This window comes from Ruminococcus sp. D54t1_190329_F1 (genome assembly GCF_015551645.1).
Classification (GTDB): Bacteria; Bacillota; Clostridia; order Lachnospirales; family Lachnospiraceae; genus Blautia_A; species Blautia_A faecis.
The window spans coordinates 23989-46334 of sequence record NZ_JADNDC010000023.1 but is presented as its reverse complement, the minus strand read 5'-3'; the positions used below and the strand labels follow the sequence as shown (position 1 = coordinate 46334).

At 43.2% G+C, this 22346-nt stretch carries 21 protein-coding genes, 1 riboswitch and 1 other annotated feature; of the genes, 13 read left to right on the top strand and 8 right to left on the bottom strand.

The features are described from left to right. Window positions 1–166: 166 nt before the first annotated feature. The gene (locus tag I2D69_RS11935) at window positions 167–1363 is read right to left on the bottom strand and encodes an iron-containing alcohol dehydrogenase (RefSeq protein ID WP_195379952.1); all 1197 of its coding nucleotides are present in this window, start codon (window positions 1361–1363) and stop codon (window positions 167–169) included. 276 nt (window positions 1364–1639) lie between these two features. On the opposite strand from I2D69_RS11935, the gene I2D69_RS11930 reads away from it, so the two are divergent. Beyond that, the gene (locus I2D69_RS11930) at window positions 1640–2545 is read left to right on the top strand and encodes an Rpn family recombination-promoting nuclease/putative transposase (protein ID WP_195379951.1); all 906 of its coding nucleotides are present in this window, start codon (window positions 1640–1642) and stop codon (window positions 2543–2545) included. A 68-nt stretch (window positions 2546–2613) separates the two neighbouring features. Here the strand turns inward: I2D69_RS11930 and I2D69_RS11925 are convergent, their stop codons facing one another. Then, window positions 2614–3837, bottom strand: a complete 1224-nt coding sequence (locus tag I2D69_RS11925) for a cation:proton antiporter (protein ID WP_173717003.1) — start codon at window positions 3835–3837, stop codon at window positions 2614–2616. 53 nt (window positions 3838–3890) lie between these two features. Next, window positions 3891–3963: riboswitch (Fluoride riboswitch) on the bottom strand. Between the two features lie 313 nt (window positions 3964–4276). Continuing rightward, entirely contained in the window at window positions 4277–4702 is a 426-nt protein-coding gene (locus I2D69_RS11920) for a helix-turn-helix transcriptional regulator (RefSeq protein ID WP_148463803.1), read from the bottom strand. Window positions 4703–4933: 231 nt separating this feature from the next. Here I2D69_RS11920 and I2D69_RS11915 point away from each other — a divergent pair, with 231 nt between their 5' ends. The 3 genes from I2D69_RS11915 to I2D69_RS11905 all read left to right on the top strand — a co-directional run bounded on the left by I2D69_RS11915 (window position 4934) and on the right by I2D69_RS11905 (window position 8714). Continuing rightward, window positions 4934–5638 carry a serine/threonine-protein kinase gene (locus tag I2D69_RS11915; protein ID WP_148463804.1) on the top strand — a complete coding sequence of 235 codons (705 nt, stop codon included), beginning with the start codon at window positions 4934–4936 and terminating at the stop codon, window positions 5636–5638. 278 nt (window positions 5639–5916) lie between these two features. Then, on the top strand, window positions 5917–7176 hold the full coding sequence (locus I2D69_RS11910) for a zinc ribbon domain-containing protein (RefSeq protein WP_195379950.1): 1260 nt from the start codon (window positions 5917–5919) through the stop codon (window positions 7174–7176). Window positions 7177–7493: 317 nt separating this feature from the next. After that, complete coding sequence (locus I2D69_RS11905; protein WP_173718528.1) at window positions 7494–8714, top strand: hypothetical protein; 1221 nt, start codon at window positions 7494–7496, stop codon at window positions 8712–8714. A gap of 217 nt (window positions 8715–8931) precedes the next feature. Here I2D69_RS11905 and I2D69_RS11900 read toward each other — a convergent pair whose 3' ends face one another. Both I2D69_RS11900 and I2D69_RS11895 read right to left on the bottom strand, forming a co-directional pair. Further along, window positions 8932–9477, bottom strand: a complete 546-nt coding sequence (locus I2D69_RS11900) for an NADH peroxidase (protein WP_148463755.1) — start codon at window positions 9475–9477, stop codon at window positions 8932–8934. A gap of 229 nt (window positions 9478–9706) precedes the next feature. After that, the gene (locus I2D69_RS11895) at window positions 9707–10105 is read right to left on the bottom strand and encodes a transcriptional repressor (RefSeq protein ID WP_118577930.1); all 399 of its coding nucleotides are present in this window, start codon (window positions 10103–10105) and stop codon (window positions 9707–9709) included. A gap of 188 nt (window positions 10106–10293) precedes the next feature. After that, window positions 10294–10579, top strand: a binding site (T-box leader). An 88-nt stretch (window positions 10580–10667) separates the two neighbouring features. Between I2D69_RS11895 and metG the strand changes: the two genes are divergently transcribed. The 3 genes from metG (at window position 10668) to I2D69_RS11880 (ending at window position 13698) form a co-directional block, all read left to right on the top strand. Beyond that, complete coding sequence (gene metG, locus I2D69_RS11890) at window positions 10668–12626, top strand: methionine--tRNA ligase (RefSeq protein WP_148463757.1); 1959 nt, start codon at window positions 10668–10670, stop codon at window positions 12624–12626. Between the two features lie 77 nt (window positions 12627–12703). Beyond that, the gene (gene moaC, locus I2D69_RS11885; protein ID WP_118577929.1) at window positions 12704–13210 is read left to right on the top strand and encodes a cyclic pyranopterin monophosphate synthase MoaC; all 507 of its coding nucleotides are present in this window, start codon (window positions 12704–12706) and stop codon (window positions 13208–13210) included. Beyond that, a complete protein-coding gene (locus tag I2D69_RS11880; protein WP_148463758.1) occupies window positions 13207–13698 on the top strand; it encodes a MogA/MoaB family molybdenum cofactor biosynthesis protein in 492 nt (163 codons plus the stop codon). The genes moaC and I2D69_RS11880 overlap by 4 nt, the downstream gene beginning before the upstream one ends. A gap of 96 nt (window positions 13699–13794) precedes the next feature. Here I2D69_RS11880 and I2D69_RS21105 read toward each other — a convergent pair whose 3' ends face one another. Further along, on the bottom strand, window positions 13795–14043 hold the full coding sequence (locus tag I2D69_RS21105) for a DUF6783 domain-containing protein (RefSeq protein ID WP_173718515.1): 249 nt from the start codon (window positions 14041–14043) through the stop codon (window positions 13795–13797). Here I2D69_RS21105 and I2D69_RS21100 point away from each other — a divergent pair. Continuing rightward, complete coding sequence (locus I2D69_RS21100) at window positions 13942–14196, top strand: DUF6783 domain-containing protein (RefSeq protein WP_306467818.1); 255 nt, start codon at window positions 13942–13944, stop codon at window positions 14194–14196. The two genes, I2D69_RS21105 and I2D69_RS21100, sit on opposite strands and share 102 nt — an antisense overlap. Here I2D69_RS21100 and I2D69_RS11870 read toward each other — a convergent pair. Continuing rightward, a complete protein-coding gene (locus I2D69_RS11870; protein ID WP_173718547.1) occupies window positions 14082–15275 on the bottom strand; it encodes an amidohydrolase in 1194 nt (397 codons plus the stop codon). The genes I2D69_RS21100 and I2D69_RS11870 overlap by 115 nt on opposite strands. Before the next feature lie 243 nt (window positions 15276–15518). Between I2D69_RS11870 and I2D69_RS11865 the strand changes: the two genes are divergently transcribed. Genes I2D69_RS11865 through I2D69_RS11850 form a run of 4 tightly spaced genes read left to right on the top strand, consistent with a single transcriptional unit; the run spans window position 15519 to window position 19429 of the window. Beyond that, a complete protein-coding gene (locus tag I2D69_RS11865) occupies window positions 15519–16295 on the top strand; it encodes a TatD family hydrolase (RefSeq protein ID WP_173718514.1) in 777 nt (258 codons plus the stop codon). Between the two features lie 25 nt (window positions 16296–16320). After that, window positions 16321–17181 (top strand): class I SAM-dependent methyltransferase, encoded by an 861-nt coding sequence (locus I2D69_RS11860; protein ID WP_173735402.1) that lies wholly within the window; start codon window positions 16321–16323, stop codon window positions 17179–17181. Then, the gene (locus I2D69_RS11855) at window positions 17178–17795 is read left to right on the top strand and encodes a GNAT family N-acetyltransferase (RefSeq protein WP_148463568.1); all 618 of its coding nucleotides are present in this window, start codon (window positions 17178–17180) and stop codon (window positions 17793–17795) included. The genes I2D69_RS11860 and I2D69_RS11855 overlap by 4 nt, the downstream gene beginning before the upstream one ends. After that, on the top strand, window positions 17792–19429 hold the full coding sequence (locus tag I2D69_RS11850) for a SpoIIE family protein phosphatase (protein ID WP_243243809.1): 1638 nt from the start codon (window positions 17792–17794) through the stop codon (window positions 19427–19429). Before I2D69_RS11855 ends, I2D69_RS11850 begins: the two co-directional genes overlap by 4 nt. A gap of 80 nt (window positions 19430–19509) precedes the next feature. Here the strand turns inward: I2D69_RS11850 and upp are convergent, their stop codons facing one another. Continuing rightward, window positions 19510–20139 carry a uracil phosphoribosyltransferase gene (gene upp / locus I2D69_RS11845; protein ID WP_118579383.1) on the bottom strand — a complete coding sequence of 210 codons (630 nt, stop codon included), beginning with the start codon at window positions 20137–20139 and terminating at the stop codon, window positions 19510–19512. Between the two features lie 634 nt (window positions 20140–20773). On the opposite strand from upp, the gene I2D69_RS11840 reads away from it, so the two are divergent. Then, entirely contained in the window at window positions 20774–22129 is a 1356-nt protein-coding gene (locus I2D69_RS11840) for a uracil-xanthine permease family protein (RefSeq protein ID WP_118579324.1), read from the top strand. Window positions 22130–22346 lie beyond the last annotated feature (217 nt).

The following is a 22346-nucleotide window of genomic DNA, read 5'->3' as shown; positions in this document are numbered from 1 at the left end:
ACTTGATGTATAGTAACGGAAAATTCTCATTTGCCTGCCGGAATTTTTGTGAAATAAATCATGTATTTGAATGATTTTACGTTATAGTTCTCAGAAATTTTGTAATAATTAATTTGGAAAAATATTTTGCAGAATACTGTCAGAAAATTATAGAATGTATCTATAATTAGATAGCCGCGTGAAGAATCGAGGCAATATCTTCTTTCTCCAATTTCTGAAAGAACCCAACATGCCCATTTCTTCCGTATACGCATTTTTCAGCCATTTCTTCAATCTGAGCATCTGTTGGGCGGATTCCAAGCTCTGTAAGGGTGGTTGGCATGCCTATAGAGTGGCACCAGGTCTCCCAGGCAGTGATGGATGCGAGAACAGTATCCGTAATATCAGAATCGCTGGTCTGGGAAGCATCAATTCCGAAAACCTTCTCACCAAACTGTGCAAATCTTCCCGGATTTGTCTTATACACATATCTAGCCCAGCTTCCCCAGACAGATGCAAGTCCGGCTCCGTGAGCTACATCAAACATACCGCCGAGTTCATGCTCAATCTTATGTGTGGCGAAATCAGATACCCTTCCGGCACCGGTCAGACCGTTATGGGAAAGGCTTCCGGCCCACATGAGAGTAGCCCGGGCGTCATAGTTCTCAGGGTCTTTTACAGCAACCTGGGCGGCATCACGAACGGAAATCATCAGTCCCTCTGCAATCCGGTCAGTAAGGATGGTATCTGTGTCTGTAGGGGTAAAATAACGCTCCATAGTGTGCATCATAATATCAGCTGCGCCGCTGGCTGTCTGGTAAGCGGGAAGACTATAGGTAAGTTTGGGGTTCATAATAGCAAATTTAGGGCGGGAGCAGTCGTGCCCGTAGGAACGTTTCATCATACCATCTTCAATGGTGAGAACCATAGAAGAAGACATTTCAGAGCCTGCGGCAGCGATTGTAAGAATAACGCCAATGGGCAGGTTTTTATCTGTTTTAACACGACCGTAAAGCAGATCTTCCATTTCAAAATCATTGGCGATTCCGTAACCGATTCCCTTTGCTGTATCAATTACGCTGCCGCCTCCAATTGGCAGAAGGAAGTCAACACCTTCCGACCGTCCAATGCGGATCCCTTCTTTTACCAGGGAAAGGCGAGGATTGGGAACCACGCCACTAAAGTCTATATAGGAAAGTCCGGCTCCATTCAGGCTCTGATGTACACGTTCCAATAGTCCTGATGATTCAACATGTCCTCCTTTTTTTCCATAAATGATCATAACTTTATGCCCACCAAATGCGGCAACCTGTTTGCCAGCCTCGTTTTCCCGGTCTGCACCGAAAAGAACTCTGGTAGGAGTGTAAAAATCAAAATTTATCATGGGAAATGCCTCCGTAAAATATGAAAATAAATTTGCGATTCTTTGCAAAAAGTGTTCTGTGAGCGGTCTTATGCATCTGACATCATTATATATGCTGGAAATGTAAATGACCAGAGCGGATTTTGTAATTTTATGGGATAATTTTTCGAACGATAAAACTTTACTTTTAAGCTGTGATTTTGTAAGGTATGGTTATAGAGGAAAAACAGAAAAACGGTGCACAGTTATTCTTTACTTCCAATATAGAAAACTATATAATAAAAGGAGAACTGATGGATGAAAGATCTAAAGGATTTGAACCTGCTGGACCGTTTTCTGTTTGCTGAGGCGATGGAAGATCCGCAGAATATGCGGGATGTATTGGAAATTATTCTTGGAAAAGATGTAGTTTTGAAGCACCTACCCCAGACAGAAAAAGAAGCACGGATTTCACCAGCGTATCGTTTTGCTAAAGTGGATGTGTGGGCAAAGGATACAGATGAAGTTGTATATGATACAGAGGTACAGGGGACGAATACGAAGAATCTTCCCAAAAGAAGCAGATATTACGAAAGTATTATTGATGCGAAATTATTAAAACCCGGTGAACGTGATTTTAACAAAATGAATGATATTTATATTATTCTGATAGCTCCGTTTGATTTGTTTGGGAAGAGAAAATATATGTATACATTTGAGATGACCTGTAAAGAGGATCCATCTGTATCGCTTGAGGATGGCGCTACCCGCATTTTTCTGAATACCCATGGGGAAAATCCAGATGAAGTAAGTCCGGAGCTGGTAGAATTGCTTCATTATATTGAACATACCACTCAGGACATGGCAGATGGCTGTAAAAGCGAAAGAATACATAAGATGCAGAAGCGTATATGCAGTATCAAATCCAGTGAGGAAGTGAGTGTGAGATATATGCAGAGATGGGAAGAAATGGAAATGGAAAAAGAGGCGGCACGTGAATTAGGACTCGCAGAGGGCAGAACCCAGGGACTTACTGAGGGCAGAACCCAGGGTCTTGCGGAGGGAAGAGCGGAGGGAAGAGCGGAGGGAAGAGCAGAGGGAAGAAGTTCTATGGCACGATTGATAGATAAATTATTAGAAGAAAATCGCATAGAAGATTGTAAAAGAATAGCAAAAGACCCAGAATTTTGTCAACATCTGATGGAAGAATTTGGAATAGAGTAAAAAATAAAAGTGGAACATTCTTTAAAATTAATAAACAGAATGTTCCACTTTTCCTGTATCGTTATATGTTAGCTAGAGAATATCTGGCTTTTATCGATTTCCCTGGAAAGCAGCTTCTTATAACTGCAATCCATCCCGATTGCTCCAAGTGGTGCAGTGATCAGAATTCCCAGTACAGCCACAGAAAGCACGATCTGCCCGCAGGAAAGTCCCATAGCCATTGGAACAGACCCAATCGCTGCCTGTACGGTTGCTTTCGGAAGGTAGGCAATGGAACAGAACAGTCTTTCCCGCCATGTTAGGTTTGTTCCGGTAACACAAAGAGAAACGCCCAGGGTACGGATCAGAAGTGCTGCAAAGATCATGGCCAGGGCAGCAGGACCGGCTTTTAAGGTATAGCGGATATCTACAGAAGCACCTACAAGTACAAAAAGCAGGACTTCAGCAGCCAGCCATAGTTTCCCGAATTTCTGGGAAAGGCGGGCAGAAACGGAGGCGGTGCATTTTAGCTTCAAAACACAAGCCATGCTTATCACAGCCAGAAGTCCGGAGACGGAAACCACAGGCTTCAGCCATGTCTCAATGGACATAAGCAGGAAAGCCACGCCCATTACTACGATCACTTTCATGCTGTTTCGCACCATATGACTGTGCGCATAAGCAGTTTCGAAAAACAAGGAAAGAAGATAACCAGCCACACTTCCAAGTGCAATACCCAGGATAATGGAAACCGGAATGTTGATAAAATCTTTCAAATGTGCGCTGCCGCCCTGTGCCATAGTAGAAAATGTGGAAAACAGCACGATCACATAAATATCATCACAGGAAGCGCCTGCCAGGATCATCTGGGGAATGCTTTTGGCTGTGCCGTATTTTTCATCCATCAACTGTACCATTCTTGGGACAACTACAGCCGGGGATACCGCACCCATTACAGCGCCCATCACAGCCGCTTCCAGTCTGGTAATTCCCAGAAAATACGGTGCCAGCAAAAAGTAAGCCAGGATTTCGAAAGTTGCAGGAATGCAGGCCATCATGATGGCAGGACGTCCCACTTTCTTCAGATCGGCAAGATTCAGGGAAAGTCCCGCTTTCAGCAGGATAATGATCAACGCGATCTGCCGCAGCTCCGATGAGATGGACAGAATCGACGGATCCAATACGTTCAGCACATAAGGTCCCAGTAAAATACCGGTGATCAGCATACCGATAATACGCGGTAGTTTCAGTATCTGGCAAATAGCAGCCAGGGAAAGTCCCACAAGAAAAATAAAAGCCAGAGATGTTAACATTGTTATAAATTCCTCCTTTTTACGCAGAAAAGCTGATGCTTCCTGCGACAATTGTTATCACAGAAGTCATCAGCTTAATAAGCGGTTCGGGATGATCCCGGGGAGACATTCATTCCCATTTGTTTCTGGTGGTATAATAGCACATTATAAAAGTGGTGGCAAGAAGAAATTATAAATCAAATAACAACTTCTGCTGTGCACGTTACTGCTCACTCTGTGACCAGTAACCGCTCCGCGATGCACAGAAAGACGAACCTTCTTGTGACAAGCACAAGAAGTAGCGTTTGCTGCGCAAACTTAATTCTCGGGTTTTCTGTGAACTTTGTTCACGAAAAACACCTCGCGGAATGTTACCAGTGAACAGTAACCTGTGCACAACAACGTGCTTTGTAACATGTAGAATCTAAGTTTTGTATCATTAGGCGTTGGGTGAAGAGAATTAAAACAACGTCTCTTCATTCTCCTCAAAAAGTTTATCATTAATTTCAAACAACTTAAGCCTATGAAGCAGTCCATAATAAATAATGGCATCTCTTTTTAATTTCGGATAAAGCTGTGCCATTCCACAAAGCTTCAGCAGTTCCTGGGTTTCGTCAACCGTCGCTTCAAGCCCATAACACAGGCACAGCAGACGATTCCGCGATGGATTACGGCGGCCTGCGAAAATCTGATGGAGATATATTTCGCTCATACCGGCCTGTTTGGCAAGCGCTGCCTTAGAGATATGTTTCTTCTCGAACAGACGGTTTAATAATTCTGCCACACTCTTATTTTCAAATTGCTCCTGGTTCTGGGACAGAAACTGGCTCAGATCCGGGGAATCCATAAGCTCCTGCTGTAAACCATCTGTATTTTTCTTTTTCATATTCGCGCCTTTACAATAATTTGTCAATAAGTTAAAATAATTTTAACAATACAATCAAATAAAACTATACTATAAAAAATTCTGAAAAACAATATGCAGTCAGCATAGTGGTTGTTACCCTCTGGCAGTGTTCCATAGCTGTGGGAGTGCCATTGGCGAGGAACAGCTGATTCTCATAGCGTGCAGGTGATATGTCCATTTGGGGAATGATAGTTGGTGATAAGGAGAAATATGGAAATTTATGACAGTCTTTTAGGCGCAGTTTGTGACGAATATGACAGGGTCACATTGATCAAAAAAAGCGAGCGGGGCGAAGTAACCTTGATACGCCACAGGGCAAGCGGAAACCGCTATATTTTCAGACATTTTTCCGGCAGCAGTGAAGTGTACCGGAAGCTTCTTACGGTATCCTGTCCCAATCTGCCCCAGATCATGGAGGTGGGGGAAAAGGAGGGAAAAACAGCTCTTCTGGAAGAATATGTGCAAGGTGATACGCTGGGGGAGATTTTACAGGGCGGACTTTTGACAGCGGCACAGGCAAAGCAGATCACCCGCCAGCTGTGCATGGCTTTGTGGGTGCTTCATTCCCTGGGAGTTGTACATAGAGATGTAAAGCCAGATAATGTGATCATACGTGGAACCGAAGCGGTTCTTATCGATTTTGATGCTTCCAGAATTTATAAAAATGAAAACAGAGAAGATACACAGATTCTTGGAACCACAGGCTTTGCAGCACCGGAACAGTATGGGCTCTCCCAGTCTGATGGGCGTGCGGATATTTATGCACTGGGAGTTCTGCTGAACATTATGCTGACTGGGGAACATCCCTCCAGGAAGCTTGCCAGCGGAAGAATGGGCAGGATCGTCCAGCGTTGTACCATGGTAAATCCGGAGAAAAGATACAAGAATATCCTTCATCTGATGGAGGTTTTGTAAAGCATAAAAAGCTTATGGTCTCTGGAAAAAAGCCTGTAAATTTATAATACAAGATGGATAATTACTTACTAGTACATCGTTTCGTAAATAACTATACCAATCGCGTAGGATGTGGATTCGAGTGTGCAGGTATAAAAACGCAGGCGTAGCGGGCTACGCCGAGGCTTTTATACCTGTGCAATCGGATTCACAGACAAGTGAGTGGTATAGTTATTTCGAAAACGATGTACCAGCTATAAGGTATGTTAACCATAAATATATCGTAATAGGAGAAAAATATGAGTAAAAAATGTATAAAATGCGGACAGCCTCTTCCGGACAATGCTTCTTTTTGTCCTCATTGTACAGCAGTCCAGAAGGAAAAACAGGAGATAAAAGCACCGAAACGATGGAGAAAGGCGGCTTTTGGAGCAGCTGCTGTGGTAGTGCTTCTGGCAGCTGTTGGAGCAGCTTTTTCCCTGCATCACCGTCCGAAGTCCTATGAGGGAGGGGCGCAGGTGGTTTATACAGACAAAGGAAAATCTTATAAAATGCTGTTGAATTTTTCCGAAGATGATGGAGTAACAGGACATGCCCAGGGTGAACGTACTGATACACTGGCACAGGGAATGGAGAGTGCCCTTCCATGTCAGCTGTATGTTCTGGATCAGGAGACTGGAGAACTGGCGTGGGAAGAATTTACAGAAAAGGTAGTTTCCTGTAAGGTGGATACAAAACCTGGAGAAAATTCCCGGAAGGTAGATTATGTAGAACCGGTTCATAACGAGAGTTTTCCAAATGCAGCATATGTTTCTGATATTATTTATACCTCAGACAGCGGTACTAACGATATCTTGTGGAACCTGACGATGAAAAACGGAGATACGATTTCTCTTAGCACACGGCTTACCATTGAAAAGCAAGCAGCAGTTACCTATTTTTCAGAGGATACGCCTATGGAGACCACAGAGGAACTGAATGCATTGCTGGCTTCCATTGAGGAAGAGGTGTCATCGGAAACTCCGGTTTACCTTCATCTTCCGGCAGTAACTTATGATGGTGATATTGTTTTTGGAAATCATGTGTGGGGAATTTATGGCAGCTCAGACGGAGATGACGTGACTACTTTCACAGGAACCGTCAGCTTGCGCGGATTGAATGGAAATTACGCGGAAATGTCAGGAATCCAGTTTAAAGGGAATTCTGGAATTGGGGTGAACGCGTATTGTCTTACTTTACTTTCCAAATGCAGTTTTAATGGTTGGGATACGGCTGCAATTGCCAATAATGAAGCCTGGGTAAATGCAATGGACTGTACTTTTACCAATAATAAAATTGCACTGAAGTTTAACAGCAGCATGGCTTATGGTACAGCGCCCAACTATCTGAATAATACATTTACCGGAAATGGAACGGCGGTCTGCATTGAGAATCTACCTGGGAATGAAGTCCTTGATTTCGCGGGAAGTACTTTCTCAGAAAATGATGTGGACATTGATAATAAAGCAGAGTATTCGGTGGATACGGCGAAGGCAAATTTTGAGACTGCTTCGGAGTAATGCTCTGTGAGGGCTTTTTTATATAGCGTTCAAGTAATATTTTAATAAGAGTTTTAGGGTTACAGATTAATCATTTTGCGGTCTGTAACTCTTTTTATATTACGGCACAATGGCAGATGCCGCCGAGACTCCCTGCTGCAGTAGCAGAATCCTGCAAAGTATGATTTCTGTGCATCGCGAAGCGTGTTGCTGTGAAGGTCGTGAACAGTAATAATTTCTTCTTGTACTATGCTTTCAGGTAATTGCTTTCCTTCCTCCTATTATTATATGATAACTTATCAGTCTCAAATAAAATTACAAAAAATGAGGGTCAAAGGATGAAGAAAAGAACATTAGCGCTGGCGTTGGCATTGGGGTGTGTATTTATGTCTCCAACGCTTTCCTATGGGGAAGAGAATGCAGAGGTAGTTTCAGAAATAGAAGAGGATTCCAGTACGGATGAAGGAAACAATAACTCCTGGGGAAAAGTTGCGGTAGTAGATGACTTCGGGGATGCAACGGGGCAATCTGTTATAAGTACGGTTGTTTCCGGAACCTTTAGCAACACGGCAACAACCGGTAGTGATCTGCTTGTCACAGCATATATTAATTTTGATGAATTTGATTATTGTTATGATTTATCTTTTAAACTTTTAGAGTATAAGGATACCCCTGCTACTTATTTTTCTTCTGATTCTAAAGAATTGAAAATAAAAGTTGGAAGTATAAATACGGTATATGAATATGGTTTGCTAGGTGAGGAACCCAATGGCAATGTTTATGTCAGCGGATCTTCAGGAGAAGATATTGTGAAATGTTTATATGAAGGAAATGATATACGTTGTGTACTGAATCTTGGTTCATCTAAATATAGCTTTGCATTGGAAGCAGGCAATATCGCAGAGCTAATTGATGAAGGCGGATATGGTGCGCCGTTAGATGAGGAAGGCAGGAAGGAAAGAAAAAGTAAACATGAAATAGAAGAAGCGCAGGAAAGCAGCAGGAAAAAACAGGAAGCAGAGCTTGCACAGGCGGAGAAGGTTATAAAATCCAAAGATGATTTTATTGCTGCATATGTGAATCATACAGATGCGGATAATGACTATGAAAGTGGATTTTATTACTTCAAAGCTCATGCAGACGAGTTTGAGACTTTAACAGAAGAGGAATTATCCTCCATTTTTCCATGCAGATTCCGGTATTATACGGTCAACTGGGCAATTGGCGGAACCACTGGTGCCGGAGACCTTTATGAATATGACGCAGATGGTAATACAAAACAGCTTGGAAGCTTTGGAACAGATGACAGCTATCGCACAAGAGAAGAAATAAATCCCAACTGGCCTGAGATTAATGGAAGCTGGCGAATCGAAGATGGAAAACTGATCCGAACAATTACATCTGGAAATCAGGAAAAACGTTATATTGTGAAATCATTAGACCGTGACGGCTATTATTTATTATGCTTTGAAAGTGCAACCGGCGAGGTGAATGCGGTTATGATGATTGTTTTATATGATGAGAACAATATGCCGTTGTATGAATTTACAGAAAATTAAGTAAAAAATAGAGAGAAAAGCTATGCTGGGAGGGGCTGTGGTCCGCACAAATTAAACGAAAAGGGAGAGACACATTTTGAGAGTTTTTAAGAGTGAAAAATGGGTTAGGGACACCTGATTTACATATTAAAAATGACGGAAGTCTGCCCAAAAAGGGAATCACGAAAGTGATTCCCTTTTATAAAAAGCTTTATTTTATGCGATTCCCCGGTAAAAATTATTCTCCAAAGTATCTCTTAAGAAGACCTGCGAATGCTTTGCCGTGTCTTGCCTCGTCTCTTGCCATTTCATGAACTGTATCATGGATTGCGTCAAGGTTAGCTGCTTTAGCACGTTTCGCAAGATCAGTCTTACCAGCTGTAGCGCCGTTCTCAGCTGCTACACGCATCTCAAGGTTCTTCTTGGTGCTGTCTGTAACAACTTCACCTAATAACTCAGCGAATTTAGCTGCGTGCTCTGCTTCTTCATAAGCAGCTTTCTCATAATACATACCAACTTCCGGATATCCTTCTCTGTGAGCAACACGTGCCATAGCAAGATACATACCAACCTCAGAGCACTCGCCCTCGAAGTTTGCTCTTAAATCAGCAAGGATGTCTTCGCTGACACCTTTAGCAACGCCCACAACATGCTCAGCTGCCCATGCCATTTCATCATCCTGTTTCGTAAATTTCTCAGCCGGAGCCTTGCAGATTGGACATACTTCCGGAGCTGTGTCACCTTCATGAACATAACCACATACACTACATACCCATTTAGCCATAATTAAATTCTCCTTTTCTTATATAAAATTTTTATTTAGTTTTTAATAATAGTAATCATTACTGTTTTATGGTAACATATTGTTTCTTGCTTGTCAAGAGTTATTGAAACTTTTTTCTAACAGGATCGAATGTTCACTTAAAGTTTGGTGCTGTGGCCATTGCTTGTCGAGCGGCTGTAATTCCCTACAGAATAGCTATGATCAGAAAATGAAAAATTTATTCAACTGATTAGTGAGACTCTTCCTTCAGGCATTCCTTGCAAATTCCGAAAAATCTTGCTTTATAATCGGAAATCTGACCATCCTTAAAGTCAGCTGCAATACTCTCAAGGCTTTTATCAATATGTTCGCTGAATACGTCCATCACTCTGCCGCAGCGGGTGCACATAAAGTGACAATGGGGAACGGTGCGGGCATCGAATCGGTCTGCTCCGCCAAAGCTGGAAAGCTTCTGTATTTCACCCAGATCAGCGAGAAGAGAGAGGTTTCGGTATACAGTTCCAAGGCTGATGTTTGGATAAATCTGCTTCATATTCTCATAAACAAAATCAGCGGTGGGATGGTCGGTTCTGCCAGTAAGAAACTCCTTAATAGATTCTCTCTGGCGGCTGTATTTCAATGTGGCCATCTGATTCCTCCTTTCTCTCAATAATAGTAATTGTTACTGATATTAATATACAAGATAATTGCAAATTTGTCAATAGTAATTTGTCTAAATTTACACTAAAATTATAAATATTGCATCGCTGTAAAATGATAAATTTGGGTTTACAAACCCATTAAAATGTGATACGCTCTTTTATATGAATTTATAAGCCAAACCCATAGAAAAAGAGAGTACATTTGCGTACCGCATTACAGAGAATCCCCCGGGAGATGAGCAGTTAAGAGTTGCTTTTCCAGGCTGAGAGGGGGTGTGTATGGAACAGATGGAAGATGGCTTTGGAGGGGCGCAGTTGAAGTAATTTAGGCTGCGACAGGAACGCCTGTTATAGCGTAAGGGTATGAAGGTACCCGGTGAGATTCCCGAAGATGGTTTTTCCATCTGTACCGTGAGGCGGGAATGAATAGAAGTGGTAACACGGGATAACTCGTCTTCTCAGTATATTTGAGAAGACGTTTTTTTATGTTGTGACAGGAAGGAGAAGTTTAACCAGCTCTTTTTGTTACACAGAAAAGGAGGAAATACAATGAGTAAACCAAAATATTACATCACCACAGCCATTGCCTATACATCCGGCAAGCCGCACATTGGCAATACCTACGAGGCTGTTCTGGCAGACGCCATTGCGCGTTATAAAAGACAGCAGGGCTACGACGTATTTTTCCAGACCGGAACTGACGAGCATGGCCAGAAGATTGAGCTGAAAGCAGAAGAAGCAGGTGTTACACCTAAAGAATTCGTTGATAACGTATCCGGTCAGATCAAGAATATCTGGGATCTGATGAATACATCCTATGACAAATTCATCCGTACCACAGATGAAGACCATGAGAAACAGGTTCAGAAGATTTTCAAGAAAATGTATGCAAAAGGGGACATCTACAAGGGAGAGTACGAGGGAATGTACTGTACTCCATGTGAGTCCTTCTTCACAGAATCCCAGCTTGTAGACGGAAAATGTCCGGACTGCGGACGCCCATGCGTACCAGCCAAAGAAGAGGCTTATTTCTTCAAAATGAGCAAATACGCAGACCGTCTGATCGAGCACATTAAGACACATCCGGAATTCATTCAGCCGGAATCCCGTAAGAACGAGATGATGAACAACTTCCTTCTTCCGGGACTTCAGGATCTGTGTGTATCCAGAACCTCTTTCAAATGGGGAATTCCGGTAGACTTTGATCCGAAACACGTTGTGTATGTATGGCTGGACGCACTGACCAATTATATTACCGGAATCGGTTATGATTGTGATGGAGACAATTCTGAACTGTTTAACAAGATGTGGCCTGCAGACCTTCATCTTATTGGAAAAGACATCATCCGTTTCCATACTATTTACTGGCCAATCTTCCTGATGTCACTGGATCTGCCTCTTCCGAAGCAGGTATTCGGTCATCCGTGGCTTCTCCAGGGCGATGGAAAAATGAGCAAATCCAAAGGAAACGTTATCTACGCAGACGAGCTGGTTGATTTCTTCGGCGTTGATGCTGTCCGTTATTTCGTACTTCACGAAATGCCGTTTGACAACGATGGTGTGATAACCTGGGAGCTGATGGTAGAGCGTATGAATTCCGAGCTGGCAAATACTCTTGGAAACCTGGTAAACCGTACCATCTCCATGTCAAACAAATACTTTGGCGGCGTGGTAGAGAATAAAGGCGTAACAGAACCAGTTGACGATGATCTGAAGAACTTCATTCTTTCTGTTCCTGCAAAAGTTGATGCAAAGATGGAGAAACTTCGTGTAGCAGATGCCATCACAGAAGTGTTCACTATTTTCAAACGCTGCAACAAATACATTGATGAGACAATGCCATGGGCACTTGCAAAGGATGAGTCCAAACAGGATCGTCTTGCAACCGTTCTTTACAATCTGGTTGAGGGCATTTGTATTGGAACCACTCTTCTTGAGTCCTTTATGCCGGACACAACCAAGAGAATCCTTGGTCAGTTAAATGCTTCTGAGAGAACTCTTGAGGATCTGAAGACATTTGGACTGTATCCGTCAGGAAACAAGGTAACAGACAAACCGGAGATCCTTTTTGCCCGTATGGACATCAAAGAAGTTATGGAAAAAGTAAACGAGCTTCATCCACCGAAAGAAGAGCCGAAGGAAGAAAAGCCAGAGGAGAAGGTTGTAGATATTGAGGCGAAGCCGGAGATCACATTTGATGATTTTGCAAAGCTTCAGTTCCAGGTTGGTGAGGTTATTGCCTGTGAGGCAGTGAAGAAATCCAAGAAACTTCTTTGCTCTCAGGTTAAGATCGGAAGCCAGGTTCGCCAGATCGTATCTGGAATCAAGGCTTACTATACACCAGAGGAAATGGTTGGCAAAAAGGTTATGGTAGTAACCAACTTAAAACCAGCGAAACTTGCAGGAATTCTTAGTGAGGGAATGATTCTCTGCGCAGAGGATGCTGAGGGAAATGTATGCGTAGTCAGCCCTGAAAAAAATATGCCGACAGGATCTGAAATCTGCTGATTTTGACCGGAAGCGTCCATCTGATATAGCCGGAATATAATATAATAGGTTAATATTGTTATAAAAAGGGACGAATTATGTGTAATAAACTAAGCCATTTTGATAAAAATGGTAATGCTGTTATGGTGGATGTCTCGGATAAACCGATTACCCACAGAACTGCAATTGCAACAGGTTCTATCCAGGTTGGAGCAGAAATCATGGAGCATCTTACTGCAGGCACTGTGGCAAAGGGAGACGTTCTTGGCGTTGCCAGAGTTGCCGGGATCATGTCTGTGAAGCACACCTCGGATCTGGTACCTATGTGCCATCCTTTGCCGGTTACCAAATGTACCATTGATTTCGAAATTGAAAAAGAAAATGGAATTATCCGCACTTTTTGCACTGTGAAGACAGACGGTAAAACCGGTGTGGAAATGGAAGCCCTTACAGGTGTGCAGGTGACTCTTCTTACAATTTATGATATGTGCAAGGCAATCGACAAGCATATGGTGATGACGGATATTCACCTGGTAGAGAAAACTGGCGGTAAGAGTGGAGATTTTTTATTCAAAGAAATAAAAACGAAGGGGGGAGAAAAATGAAACGAGTAGCAATTATCACATCCAGTGATATGGGATATCAGGGCAAGCGGGAAGATTTAAGCGGTCCGGCAATTAAGGAAATCGCAGAAAGAGAAGGCTATCAGGTAGTATCTATGGATATTCTTCCGGATGACCGTGCCATGCTTTCCAGACGAATGGCGGAAATCGCAGATGAGAATCAGGCAGAACTGATTTTGACTACTGGTGGAACAGGTTTTTCCCCGCGGGATGTTATGCCGGAGGCCACCGAAGATATCACAGAACGTAAGGTTCCGGGAATCCCGGAAGCCATCCGCGCCTACAGCATGACGATCACAAAACGCGCCATGCTCAGCCGCGCCACAGCCGGAATCCGGAAAAAGACTCTGATCATTAATCTTCCAGGCAGTCCGAAAGCAGTAAAGGAGAGTCTGGAATACATTATTGGAGCTCTTGGTCATGGCATTGAGATTATGACCGGGGAAGCTGGAAATTGTGCAAGGCAGTAAATATTCATAAATTTTATAGTAAATGAGAATCCCCTCCACTATGCAGCAGTTGCTTTTGTGGAGGGGATTCTTAGTTTGTGGGCTGGCGAAGACTGCTTATGGCTGCTCTTTCATAGTTTTAAAATACTGGCTTGTTACAATCAGTGAATTGTGCACCATATCTTCCAGTGCCTGATCGGTAAAATATGCGGCGTGAGGCAGCATAAGTACATTAGAGACTGTTTGAAAAATCATTCTCGCAATCTGCACGCCCCACTTTGCGGGAGATTTCACCCGAATTCGGTTGCCGTAGCCCGCTACGGCGCCCTCATCCGGACAAAATCTCCCACAAATTGTGACGCACATCTTGCAGAAAGCCTTTTTCAAACACGCTCTAGGAAGATCTATAATCCGAAATTTTTACGAATTATATTTGCAAGCAGCTCTGCAGTACCGTCAATTCCGAAATTGTTGCTGTTCAGCATCAAATCCATATATTCGGTACTTCCTGGCTGTTGACCAAATGTCGCAATCAGTTCGCTGATGCTGTTGTATGCAGGTTCAAAAGCAGAAGTGTCAGGCGTGTTTTCAAAGTATTCCAAAACGTAGCTGACGGCAGCGGCAGTACCATAGGTAAGTCCGTCCTCGTCCAGATCAAATTCCGGGGTATGGTGATTAGCGCCGGAACCTAATTCGTCATTTTTTATTCCCACGAAGGTTTCTACACCTGGAAACAGGCTGCACATATAACTGAAGGTTTCAGATGCCATCCATGGCTCACAATCATATATGACATCTTCGCCGATCTGTTTCTTGATCGAATCAAGATAGGTTTTTCTGCATGCAGGATAGTTCTCTGTAGGTAAAAGCTGTTCCAGCAATTTAAACTGGTAGGTACAGTAATTAAGAGGACAAATTGCAGCAACAATTCGTTCAAATTCTTTGATAAATTCTTCTCCGCTGTTTCGATCCATCATTCGGATGCTTCCTTCGCAGGTAAGCTTGTCGGGAATCAGGTTAAAGGTTGCTCCTGCATTGACAGAGCCCAGAGACCAGGTCAGAACGGTGTTTGGCTTTATGTATTTTAGCCGGAGTGTATCAAGGTTGGAATATATGTCATGGAAACAGTCAATTACACTGTGGGCAAGATCCGGTCTGGAACCGTGTCCGCCTTTTCCGTTTATTTCAAGTACGAAGTGGTAAAGGCCTGACATGGCAGAACCCTGGCAGCAGGAAAGTTTTCCTGTGGGAATGTCCCAACGCACATGAGAGGCGTAGCAGGTGTCAAACTTCATGTCCTTTTCTGCCATATAAGCCAGAAGCTTTTCTATATTCCGATGTCCTTCTTCTCCTTCCTCAAACATAAGGACAACGCGTCCATTTAGGGATGCTTCCATATTCTTCAGTATTTTTGCGGCGCTAAGAAGCATAGCAATGTGGCCGTCATGGCCGCAGCCATGCATAACACCAGGATTTTTGGAAATACATACTTTTTTATTCTTTAGATTAGTCTCGGATTCCAGTATGGGAAGTGCATCGATGTCGGATCTGAGAAGAACTGTTTTTCCGGTACTGTCTCCGTTTATATATGCAAAAATGCTACCGCCTGGTACCTAGACATAAGGAATATCAATTTTTTCAAGCTTCACATTATCTGTCGAATCTTCTGAATTGTCAAGTATTTTTTTGTGTTTTTGAAATTGTGTTTAAAATAGTTCGATGTTCGTTCTATTCACAGTAACAACTAAAATAGAACTTCCAAAAAGAGGTTTATAACACTTTACTGGTATGATTTTAGTATGCTATAATTGTTGTATTTCAAAGAAAAATGAGGCAGAAAAATGATATTTGATACACATGCACATTATGATGATGAGGCATTTGACGAAGACAGAGATCAGCTCCTTTCTTCCATGAAAGACGGGGGAGTGGGCTGTATTGTAAATGTGTGCGCGTCAGCCGGGGGATTTGGCGGGACCTTGGAATTGATGAAAGCGTATCCTTTTGTGTATGGCGCAGTGGGGGTTCATCCCGACGATGCAGGAATTATGACACAGGATACTCTGGATGAGATCCGGCGTCTTTCCCATATGGAGAAAATGGTCGCCATCGGAGAAATCGGTCTGGATTACTACTGGCATAAGGAAGAGGCAGAGCATAAACAGCAGCAGGAGATGTTCCGGGCGCAGATGGACATTGCTAGGGAGGAGAAGCTGCCATTTATGATCCACAGCCGGGATGCAGCCGAGGACACTCTGGAGATTGTAAAGGAATATATGAAAAAAGATATGTCCGGAGGAATCATTCACTGCTTTTCCTACAGTAAGGAGATTGCGGCGGAATATTTGAAAATGGGACTTTATCTTGGCATTGGCGGCGTGCTTACTTTCAAAAATGCAAAGAAGCTGAAAGAAGTAGCTGCCATAGCGCCGCTGTCCCAGATCGTTCTGGAAACGGACTGCCCTTATATGGCACCGGAGCCCAATCGAGGCAGGAGAAATTCTTCCTTGAATTTGCCCTATGTTGCAGAAGCCCTGGCTCAGATTAAGGGAATTACTGCAGAAGAAGTAATTGCAGTGACGGAAGAGAATGCGAAGCGGTTATTATTCAGAGCGTAAATTTTGACGGACAAGGAGACAAGTAGTGCAAAGTCAGTTAGTATTTCAGGAAGAAAAAGAGAGGGAACGACTGAGAAGACAGAATTTGCTGTTGTCACAGGCAGAGAAACCTGCGTTAGAGCATTTTTTTAAGGGAAAATCAGAACTCTCTGTTCTGGATATTGGCTGCAATGATGGAGCCAGAACCTTTCACCGCTTTTCAGATGACAGGATTTCCAGGGTGATTGGCCTGGAGTATAATCAGCAGCTTGTGGAAAGAGCCAACAGTCAGTTCGGAAATACTAAATTTTCTTTTTATCAGATGGATGTGGATCGGGATTCGTTTTCAGCGGATTTTCAGAAGCTCTGCGCAGAACCGGAAGACAGAGAATTTGATCTGATCTGTCTTTCTTTTGTATTAATGCATTTATATGATGGGGAAAAGCTGCTTCGCACATTGGAGAATTTTTTGAAAAAAGGCGGAGTGATTTTTATCACAGAAAGCAATGACCGTATATCCACTCTGGCTCCAGATGAAAAGAATCTTCTTGGACAGTTTCTGGATATCTTAAAAGAGGACAAATACGCAGGAAAAAGAGAAACCGGCCAGGCAGTTCCCGGCTGGCTGACCAACTGCGGATACGATCATATTCATGTCTGGTGCAAGGGGATTTCCGCTGCCGAAGGTGAACAGCAGCAAAAAGAAGATATTTTCCAGACCTTTTTTTCCTATTTGCCCGAGGATGTGGAAATCTTGCTGGCGGAAGAACCGGATAACAGAAAATATCAGGACTGGCAGAACTGGCTGAAGAAGAATTATGAAGAACTTCAGCAGCTGATTCTGAGTGAGGAATCGGAGATTACAATGGGCATGCAGATTTTGTCCTGTGAGAAGGGAAGCTTATGACACAAAAGACAGGGAGGTTTGGGGCTTCTGGCAGAGAATTTTGTCTGTATTCATTGGAAAAAGAGGATATTGAGGAAACACTGCAGCTTATGGACAGGTGCGTAGGCGAAAATCTGTATCAGAAAGAAGAGCTTGAGCAGGCCATTGGAAGCAGTGAACGGGCATTCCTTCTGCTGAGAACTGCAGAAGGAGAGCTTGCAGGATATATTTATTACTATCTTACCAATGAGAAGCAGATTGCAGAGGATACCAGGCTTACGGAACAGAAAATTCAACAGGTATGCCAACAAGATACTTTGGCACCTGTTGGAAAGATCCAGTCTGTAGGAATAAAAGAAACATTTCGCAGACAGGGACTGGCAGTTTGGCTTATGAAGTATGCGTTGAGGCAGTTTGCGGAGAAGGGCATAGGGGAAGTGTTTATCATCTGCTGGAATGCAGGCGGTAAAGTTCCTCTGGAAAAGGCACTTCAGGAATGCAGGTTTGTTCATCTTTTTTCTGCAAAGATGATCTGGTATAATAAAAAAGAACTTTATTGTCCATATTGCAAAGGACGCTGCAAGTGTGATGCAGAGGTCTATTTTAAGAAAGTTAAGGAAAGGAATTGCAAATGAAAATAAAACTTCTTCCTAAATTTATACTTTCACTTGGCGTGATCGGTGTAATCCTTACCATTGCCATTTCTCTTTTCAGTTATAGAAGCTCCAGATCCTATCTGGAAAATCTATATGCACAGAGGGTAATGACGAACAGCAATAGTATTGCAGATATGATGTCGGTTTCGGATGTGAAGAAAATCCTGGCAGAAGGCGGGGACAAGACAGAAGAATATTCGGAAATGGTCACGCTGTTTAACAAGCTGAAAAAGGACGGCGATGCTACATATCTGTCTCTGGTTGTTCCGGATGAAGACAGTGTTCATTTCTACATAGATGCCCTGGTTGAGGAATTGGGAGATGATCCTGCGAATCAGATTGCCTATGGAAGTGACATTTTGTACACTGATGCTGCAAATCCTGATGATCCTGCTGACATGGAGAAATATATTACCATATGGAACCAGTATCAGCAGAATAAAGGTGTGGATCATCCGCTTGTGACGGACAACAGCTATGGCTATAATTACACGGGCATTTCGGTGATTCTGGACGAGAATGGAAAGGCTCTGGCAGAAATTCAGTATATTCTGGATATGAAAGAGGTCAGGAATTATCTGAATTCCTTTCTTATCAATATGCTGCTGATTTCTTTTTGCATTATCGCAGTGACGATGGCTGCGTATATTGTCTTTGTGCGAAAGACAATCACCAGACCGATCAGCAGGCTGGCTGATTTTACCAAGGAGATTACAGAGAGCGGAAAGTTTGAGAATCAGAGAATTACCATGAAAACTGGTGATGAGATCGAGGCACTAAGTGACTCTTTCAACTTTATGATGGAAGAGCTTGAAAATTATATTGCCAATCTGTCCAAAGTGACTGCTGAGAAGGAGCGAATCGGCACTGAGCTGGATATCGCCAGGAATATTCAGGCATCTATGCTGCCATGTATTTTCCCGGCTTTTCCGGATCGTAAGGAATTTGATATTTATGCAACTATGACACCTGCAAAAGAAGTTGGCGGTGATTTTTACGATTTCTTCATGGTAGATGAGACACATCTGGCAATTGTTATGGCCGATGTATCCGGAAAAGGTGTTCCGGCTGCGCTCTTTATGGTCATTGGAAAAACGCTTATCAAGGATCACACTACACCAGGAAGAGATTTGGGGGAGGTTTTCTCTACTGTAAATAATCTTCTTTGTGAGGCAAACAGTGAAGGCTTGTTTATCACTGCTTTTGAAGGTGTGCTGGATCTGGTGACAGGAGAGTTCTGTTTCGTAAATGCTGGACATGAAATGCCGTTTATCTGTAAAGCAGGCGCCAGTTTTGAGGCATATAAGATCCGTCCAGGCTTTGTCCTCGCCGGATTTGAAGATATGAACTATAAAGCCGGCAGTATGACGCTGGATGTGGGAGATTTGATCTTCCAGTATACAGACGGTGTGACTGAGGCGACAAATGTAGAAAATCAGCTTTATGGAATGGAGCGTCTGGAGCAGGTTCTGAATCGTGTAAAAGACAGAACACCATCAGAAATTCTGCCTGAAGTGAAAAAAGATATTGATGCTTTTGTAGGAGAGGCACCGCAGTTTGATGATATTACCATGCTTTGCGTAGAGTATAAGGCGAAGATGGAAAAAGCATGATCGGGCAAAAAAAGGCTGAATTCTGGAAATGAGATAATTTCCGGAATTCAGCCTTTTTTAAATATGCTTTGGTCGAAAATCTATTTAGTACCAAAAATTCTGTCGCCTGCGTCGCCAAGTCCCGGGCAGATATAAGCGCGGTCGTTCAGTTCTCTGTCCAGATGTCCTACATAGATCTGCACATCCGGGTGCACCTCATGAAGTCGTTTCAGACCTTCCGGAGCAGCGATAACAAACATACATTTAATGCTCTTTCCACCATGCTGTTTGATGAAGTTAACAGCGGAGATAGCAGAGCCGCCAGTTGCAAGCATGGGGTCAACCATAACGATGAGACGCTGGTCGATAGGATCCGGAAGCTTACAATAGTACTCATGAGGCTCATGAGTAACCGGGTCACGGTAAAGACCAATATGACCGATCTTGGCAGATGGAACCAGAGTGGTGATACCATTTACCATACCCAGACCTGCACGAAGTACAGGAACAACAGCAAGCTTCTTACCAGAAATCATAGGAGTTCTGCAAGTCTCAATAGGAGTCTCAACTTCAACATCCTCAAGGGGAAGATCGCGAAGAGCTTCAAAACCCATAAGAACTGCAATCTCCTCAATAAGTTTGCGGAATTCATTTGTTCCGGTCTCCTTATTACGAAGAATGGAAATCTTATGCTGGATCAGCGGGTGATCCATAATAAAAACATTGTCCATATCTGAAAAATTTGACATGATAAAAACCTCCGTAGTGTGATAAAGTTGCCATTGCCCTATGCAATAACAATCGTTACTGTTCACTCCGTGATCAGTAACACGCTTCGCGATGCACAGAAATCATGCATTCGCATGATTTCGCGCCGCACTTCTCGGGTTTTCTGTGAACTTTGTTCACAAAAAACACCTCGCGGAACGTTACCAGTGAACAGGAACTAACAATCCCTTCAGAACCTTTTTTAAACGGGTTCCAGAGCGTATTGAAAATGCTCTATGGGAATACTGTAAAAATCATATCGCACTTTCTATAGAAAGTCAATAATTGTAAAAATTTGTCGCATACTTTATACTATAACAAGATTGCTGGTTACTGTTCACTCCGTTCACAGTAACGCGCTTCGCGATGCACAGAAATCATGCATTTGCATGATTTCGCGCCGCAATTCTCGGGTTTTCTGTGAACTTTGTTCACAAAAAACGCCTCGCGGAACGTTACCAGTGAACAGTAACGATTGCTGTTCACAGTATAGACCGTATTGGAAGAAATCATGCGAATGTATGATTTCGTACAGTGTGAAGTGCGTTACCAGTCAGGTTGTGAACAGGCTCTAAGGGAAAAGGAGGAACTATATTTATGAAATTCAGAGTTGAGGGCATTTATGATGCCAAAAAGCTTGGAATCCCACAGATGCTGATTCTGGGACTCCAGCATATGTTCGCCATGTTTGGCGCTACCATTCTGGTGCCGATCCTGGTAAACAACTATTTTCACGGTGAGGGCTTATCCATTCAGGTAACCCTGTTCTGTGCCGGATTCGGAACACTTCTGTTCCATGTGCTGACTAAGCTGAAGGTACCTGCATTCCTGGGCTCATCATTTGCATTTCTTGGCGGATTTGCCACCGTTGCAGAGCTTGACACCGGAATTTTTGCCAACATGTCTTATGGAGAGAAGCTTCCATATGCATGCGGTGGTGTGTTTGTAGCAGGACTTCTGTATCTGGTACTTGCAATGATCGTTAAGGTAATTGGCGTAAAGCGCGTCATGCGTTATCTGCCTCCGGTTGTAACTGGTCCGATTATTATCTGTATTGGTCTTAGCCTTGCACCGTCTGCAATCAGCAACGCATCCCAGAACTGGATCCTTGCTTTGATCGCACTTGGAACTGTTATTTTCTTCAATATCTGGGGCGTTGGAATGTTCCGTATTATTCCGATTCTGATGGGTATTGTTGTTTCTTATGTGGTTGCCCTGATCATGAATGCCCTGGGTATGACAAACGCAGATGGAAGTGCTATCCTCAGCTTTGCAGGAGTAGCAAGTGCGCCGATCGTAGGTGTTCCGAAATTCTTCCTCTGCAAATTTAACATTACTGCAATCCTTGCAATGGCACCGATCGCAATTGCTTCCATGATGGAGCACATTGGCGATATTTCTGCTATTTCCGCAACGGTTGACCGCAATTTCATCGAAGATCCGGGACTTCACCGTACACTTCTGGGTGACGGACTTGCAACCTCCTTGTCAGCACTGATCGGTGGACCTGCAAATACAACTTACGGAGAGAACACCAGTGTTCTTGCTCTGAGCCGTGTTTATGACCCGAAGGTAATCCGTCTGGCTGCTATTTATGCAGTTATCCTCAGCTTTATCCCGAAGATGGCTGAGGTGATCAGTTCCCTTCCGTCTGCGATCATCGGTGGTATCAGTTTTATTCTTTATGGAATGATCTCTGCTGTTGGTGTCCGTAATGTAGTTGAGAACAAAGTAGACCTGACACGTTCTCGTAACCTGGTTATTACAGCGGTTATCCTGGTTTGTGGTCTTGGCATTTCCGATGGACTTACATTTACCATCGCAGGCGCACATATTACTCTTACAGGACTTGCACTTGCTGCAATTGTAGGAATCCTGCTGAACGCCGTTCTTCCGGGAAATGACTATGTGTTTGAGACTGCAAAGAAGAAAGAGGAGATGGAAGACGACTGATCCGGCTGGCTTTCCTATATGGTGATGCTGCCGGCAGGTGAAATGTCTGTTTAGCTGATATATAAAAAGAACTCGATTCAAAGTAAATAAATGCGGTAGTCTTTTTCAAAGAGGCTCTAAGTACATTTATTTGCCATGTATGAATCGAGTTCTTTTTTATGTTGTAATAGGAAATGCTGTTGGAATTTCCTATTACCGGGCAGGATTGCACTGCGGC

Excerpts from the sequence above, each read along its gene's own strand:
- I2D69_RS11915 (WP_148463804.1), top strand. The coding sequence starts at position 4,934 with ATGGAAATTTATGACAGTCTTTTAGGCGCAGTTTGTGACGAATATGAC.
- upp (WP_118579383.1), bottom strand. The coding sequence starts at position 20,139 with ATGGACAATGTTTTTATTATGGATCACCCGCTGATCCAGCATAAGATT.
- I2D69_RS11850 (WP_243243809.1), top strand. The coding sequence starts at position 17,792 with ATGAAAATAAAACTTCTTCCTAAATTTATACTTTCACTTGGCGTGATC.
- I2D69_RS11920 (WP_148463803.1), bottom strand. The coding sequence starts at position 4,702 with ATGAAAAAGAAAAATACAGATGGTTTACAGCAGGAGCTTATGGATTCC.
- I2D69_RS11865 (WP_173718514.1), top strand. The coding sequence starts at position 15,519 with ATGATATTTGATACACATGCACATTATGATGATGAGGCATTTGACGAA.
- I2D69_RS11925 (WP_173717003.1), bottom strand. The coding sequence starts at position 3,837 with ATGTTAACATCTCTGGCTTTTATTTTTCTTGTGGGACTTTCCCTGGCT.
- I2D69_RS11900 (WP_148463755.1), bottom strand. The coding sequence starts at position 9,477 with ATGGCTAAATGGGTATGTAGTGTATGTGGTTATGTTCATGAAGGTGAC.
- I2D69_RS11935 (WP_195379952.1), bottom strand. The coding sequence starts at position 1,363 with ATGATAAATTTTGATTTTTACACTCCTACCAGAGTTCTTTTCGGTGCA.
- I2D69_RS11840 (WP_118579324.1), top strand. The coding sequence starts at position 20,774 with ATGAAATTCAGAGTTGAGGGCATTTATGATGCCAAAAAGCTTGGAATC.
- I2D69_RS11855 (WP_148463568.1), top strand. The coding sequence starts at position 17,178 with ATGACACAAAAGACAGGGAGGTTTGGGGCTTCTGGCAGAGAATTTTGT.
- I2D69_RS11910 (WP_195379950.1), top strand. The coding sequence starts at position 5,917 with ATGAGTAAAAAATGTATAAAATGCGGACAGCCTCTTCCGGACAATGCT.
- I2D69_RS11930 (WP_195379951.1), top strand. The coding sequence starts at position 1,640 with ATGAAAGATCTAAAGGATTTGAACCTGCTGGACCGTTTTCTGTTTGCT.
- moaC (WP_118577929.1), top strand. The coding sequence starts at position 12,704 with ATGTGTAATAAACTAAGCCATTTTGATAAAAATGGTAATGCTGTTATG.
- metG (WP_148463757.1), top strand. The coding sequence starts at position 10,668 with ATGAGTAAACCAAAATATTACATCACCACAGCCATTGCCTATACATCC.
- I2D69_RS11905 (WP_173718528.1), top strand. The coding sequence starts at position 7,494 with ATGAAGAAAAGAACATTAGCGCTGGCGTTGGCATTGGGGTGTGTATTT.
- I2D69_RS11895 (WP_118577930.1), bottom strand. The coding sequence starts at position 10,105 with ATGGCCACATTGAAATACAGCCGCCAGAGAGAATCTATTAAGGAGTTT.
- I2D69_RS11880 (WP_148463758.1), top strand. The coding sequence starts at position 13,207 with ATGAAACGAGTAGCAATTATCACATCCAGTGATATGGGATATCAGGGC.
- I2D69_RS21105 (WP_173718515.1), bottom strand. The coding sequence starts at position 14,043 with ATGTGCGTCACAATTTGTGGGAGATTTTGTCCGGATGAGGGCGCCGTA.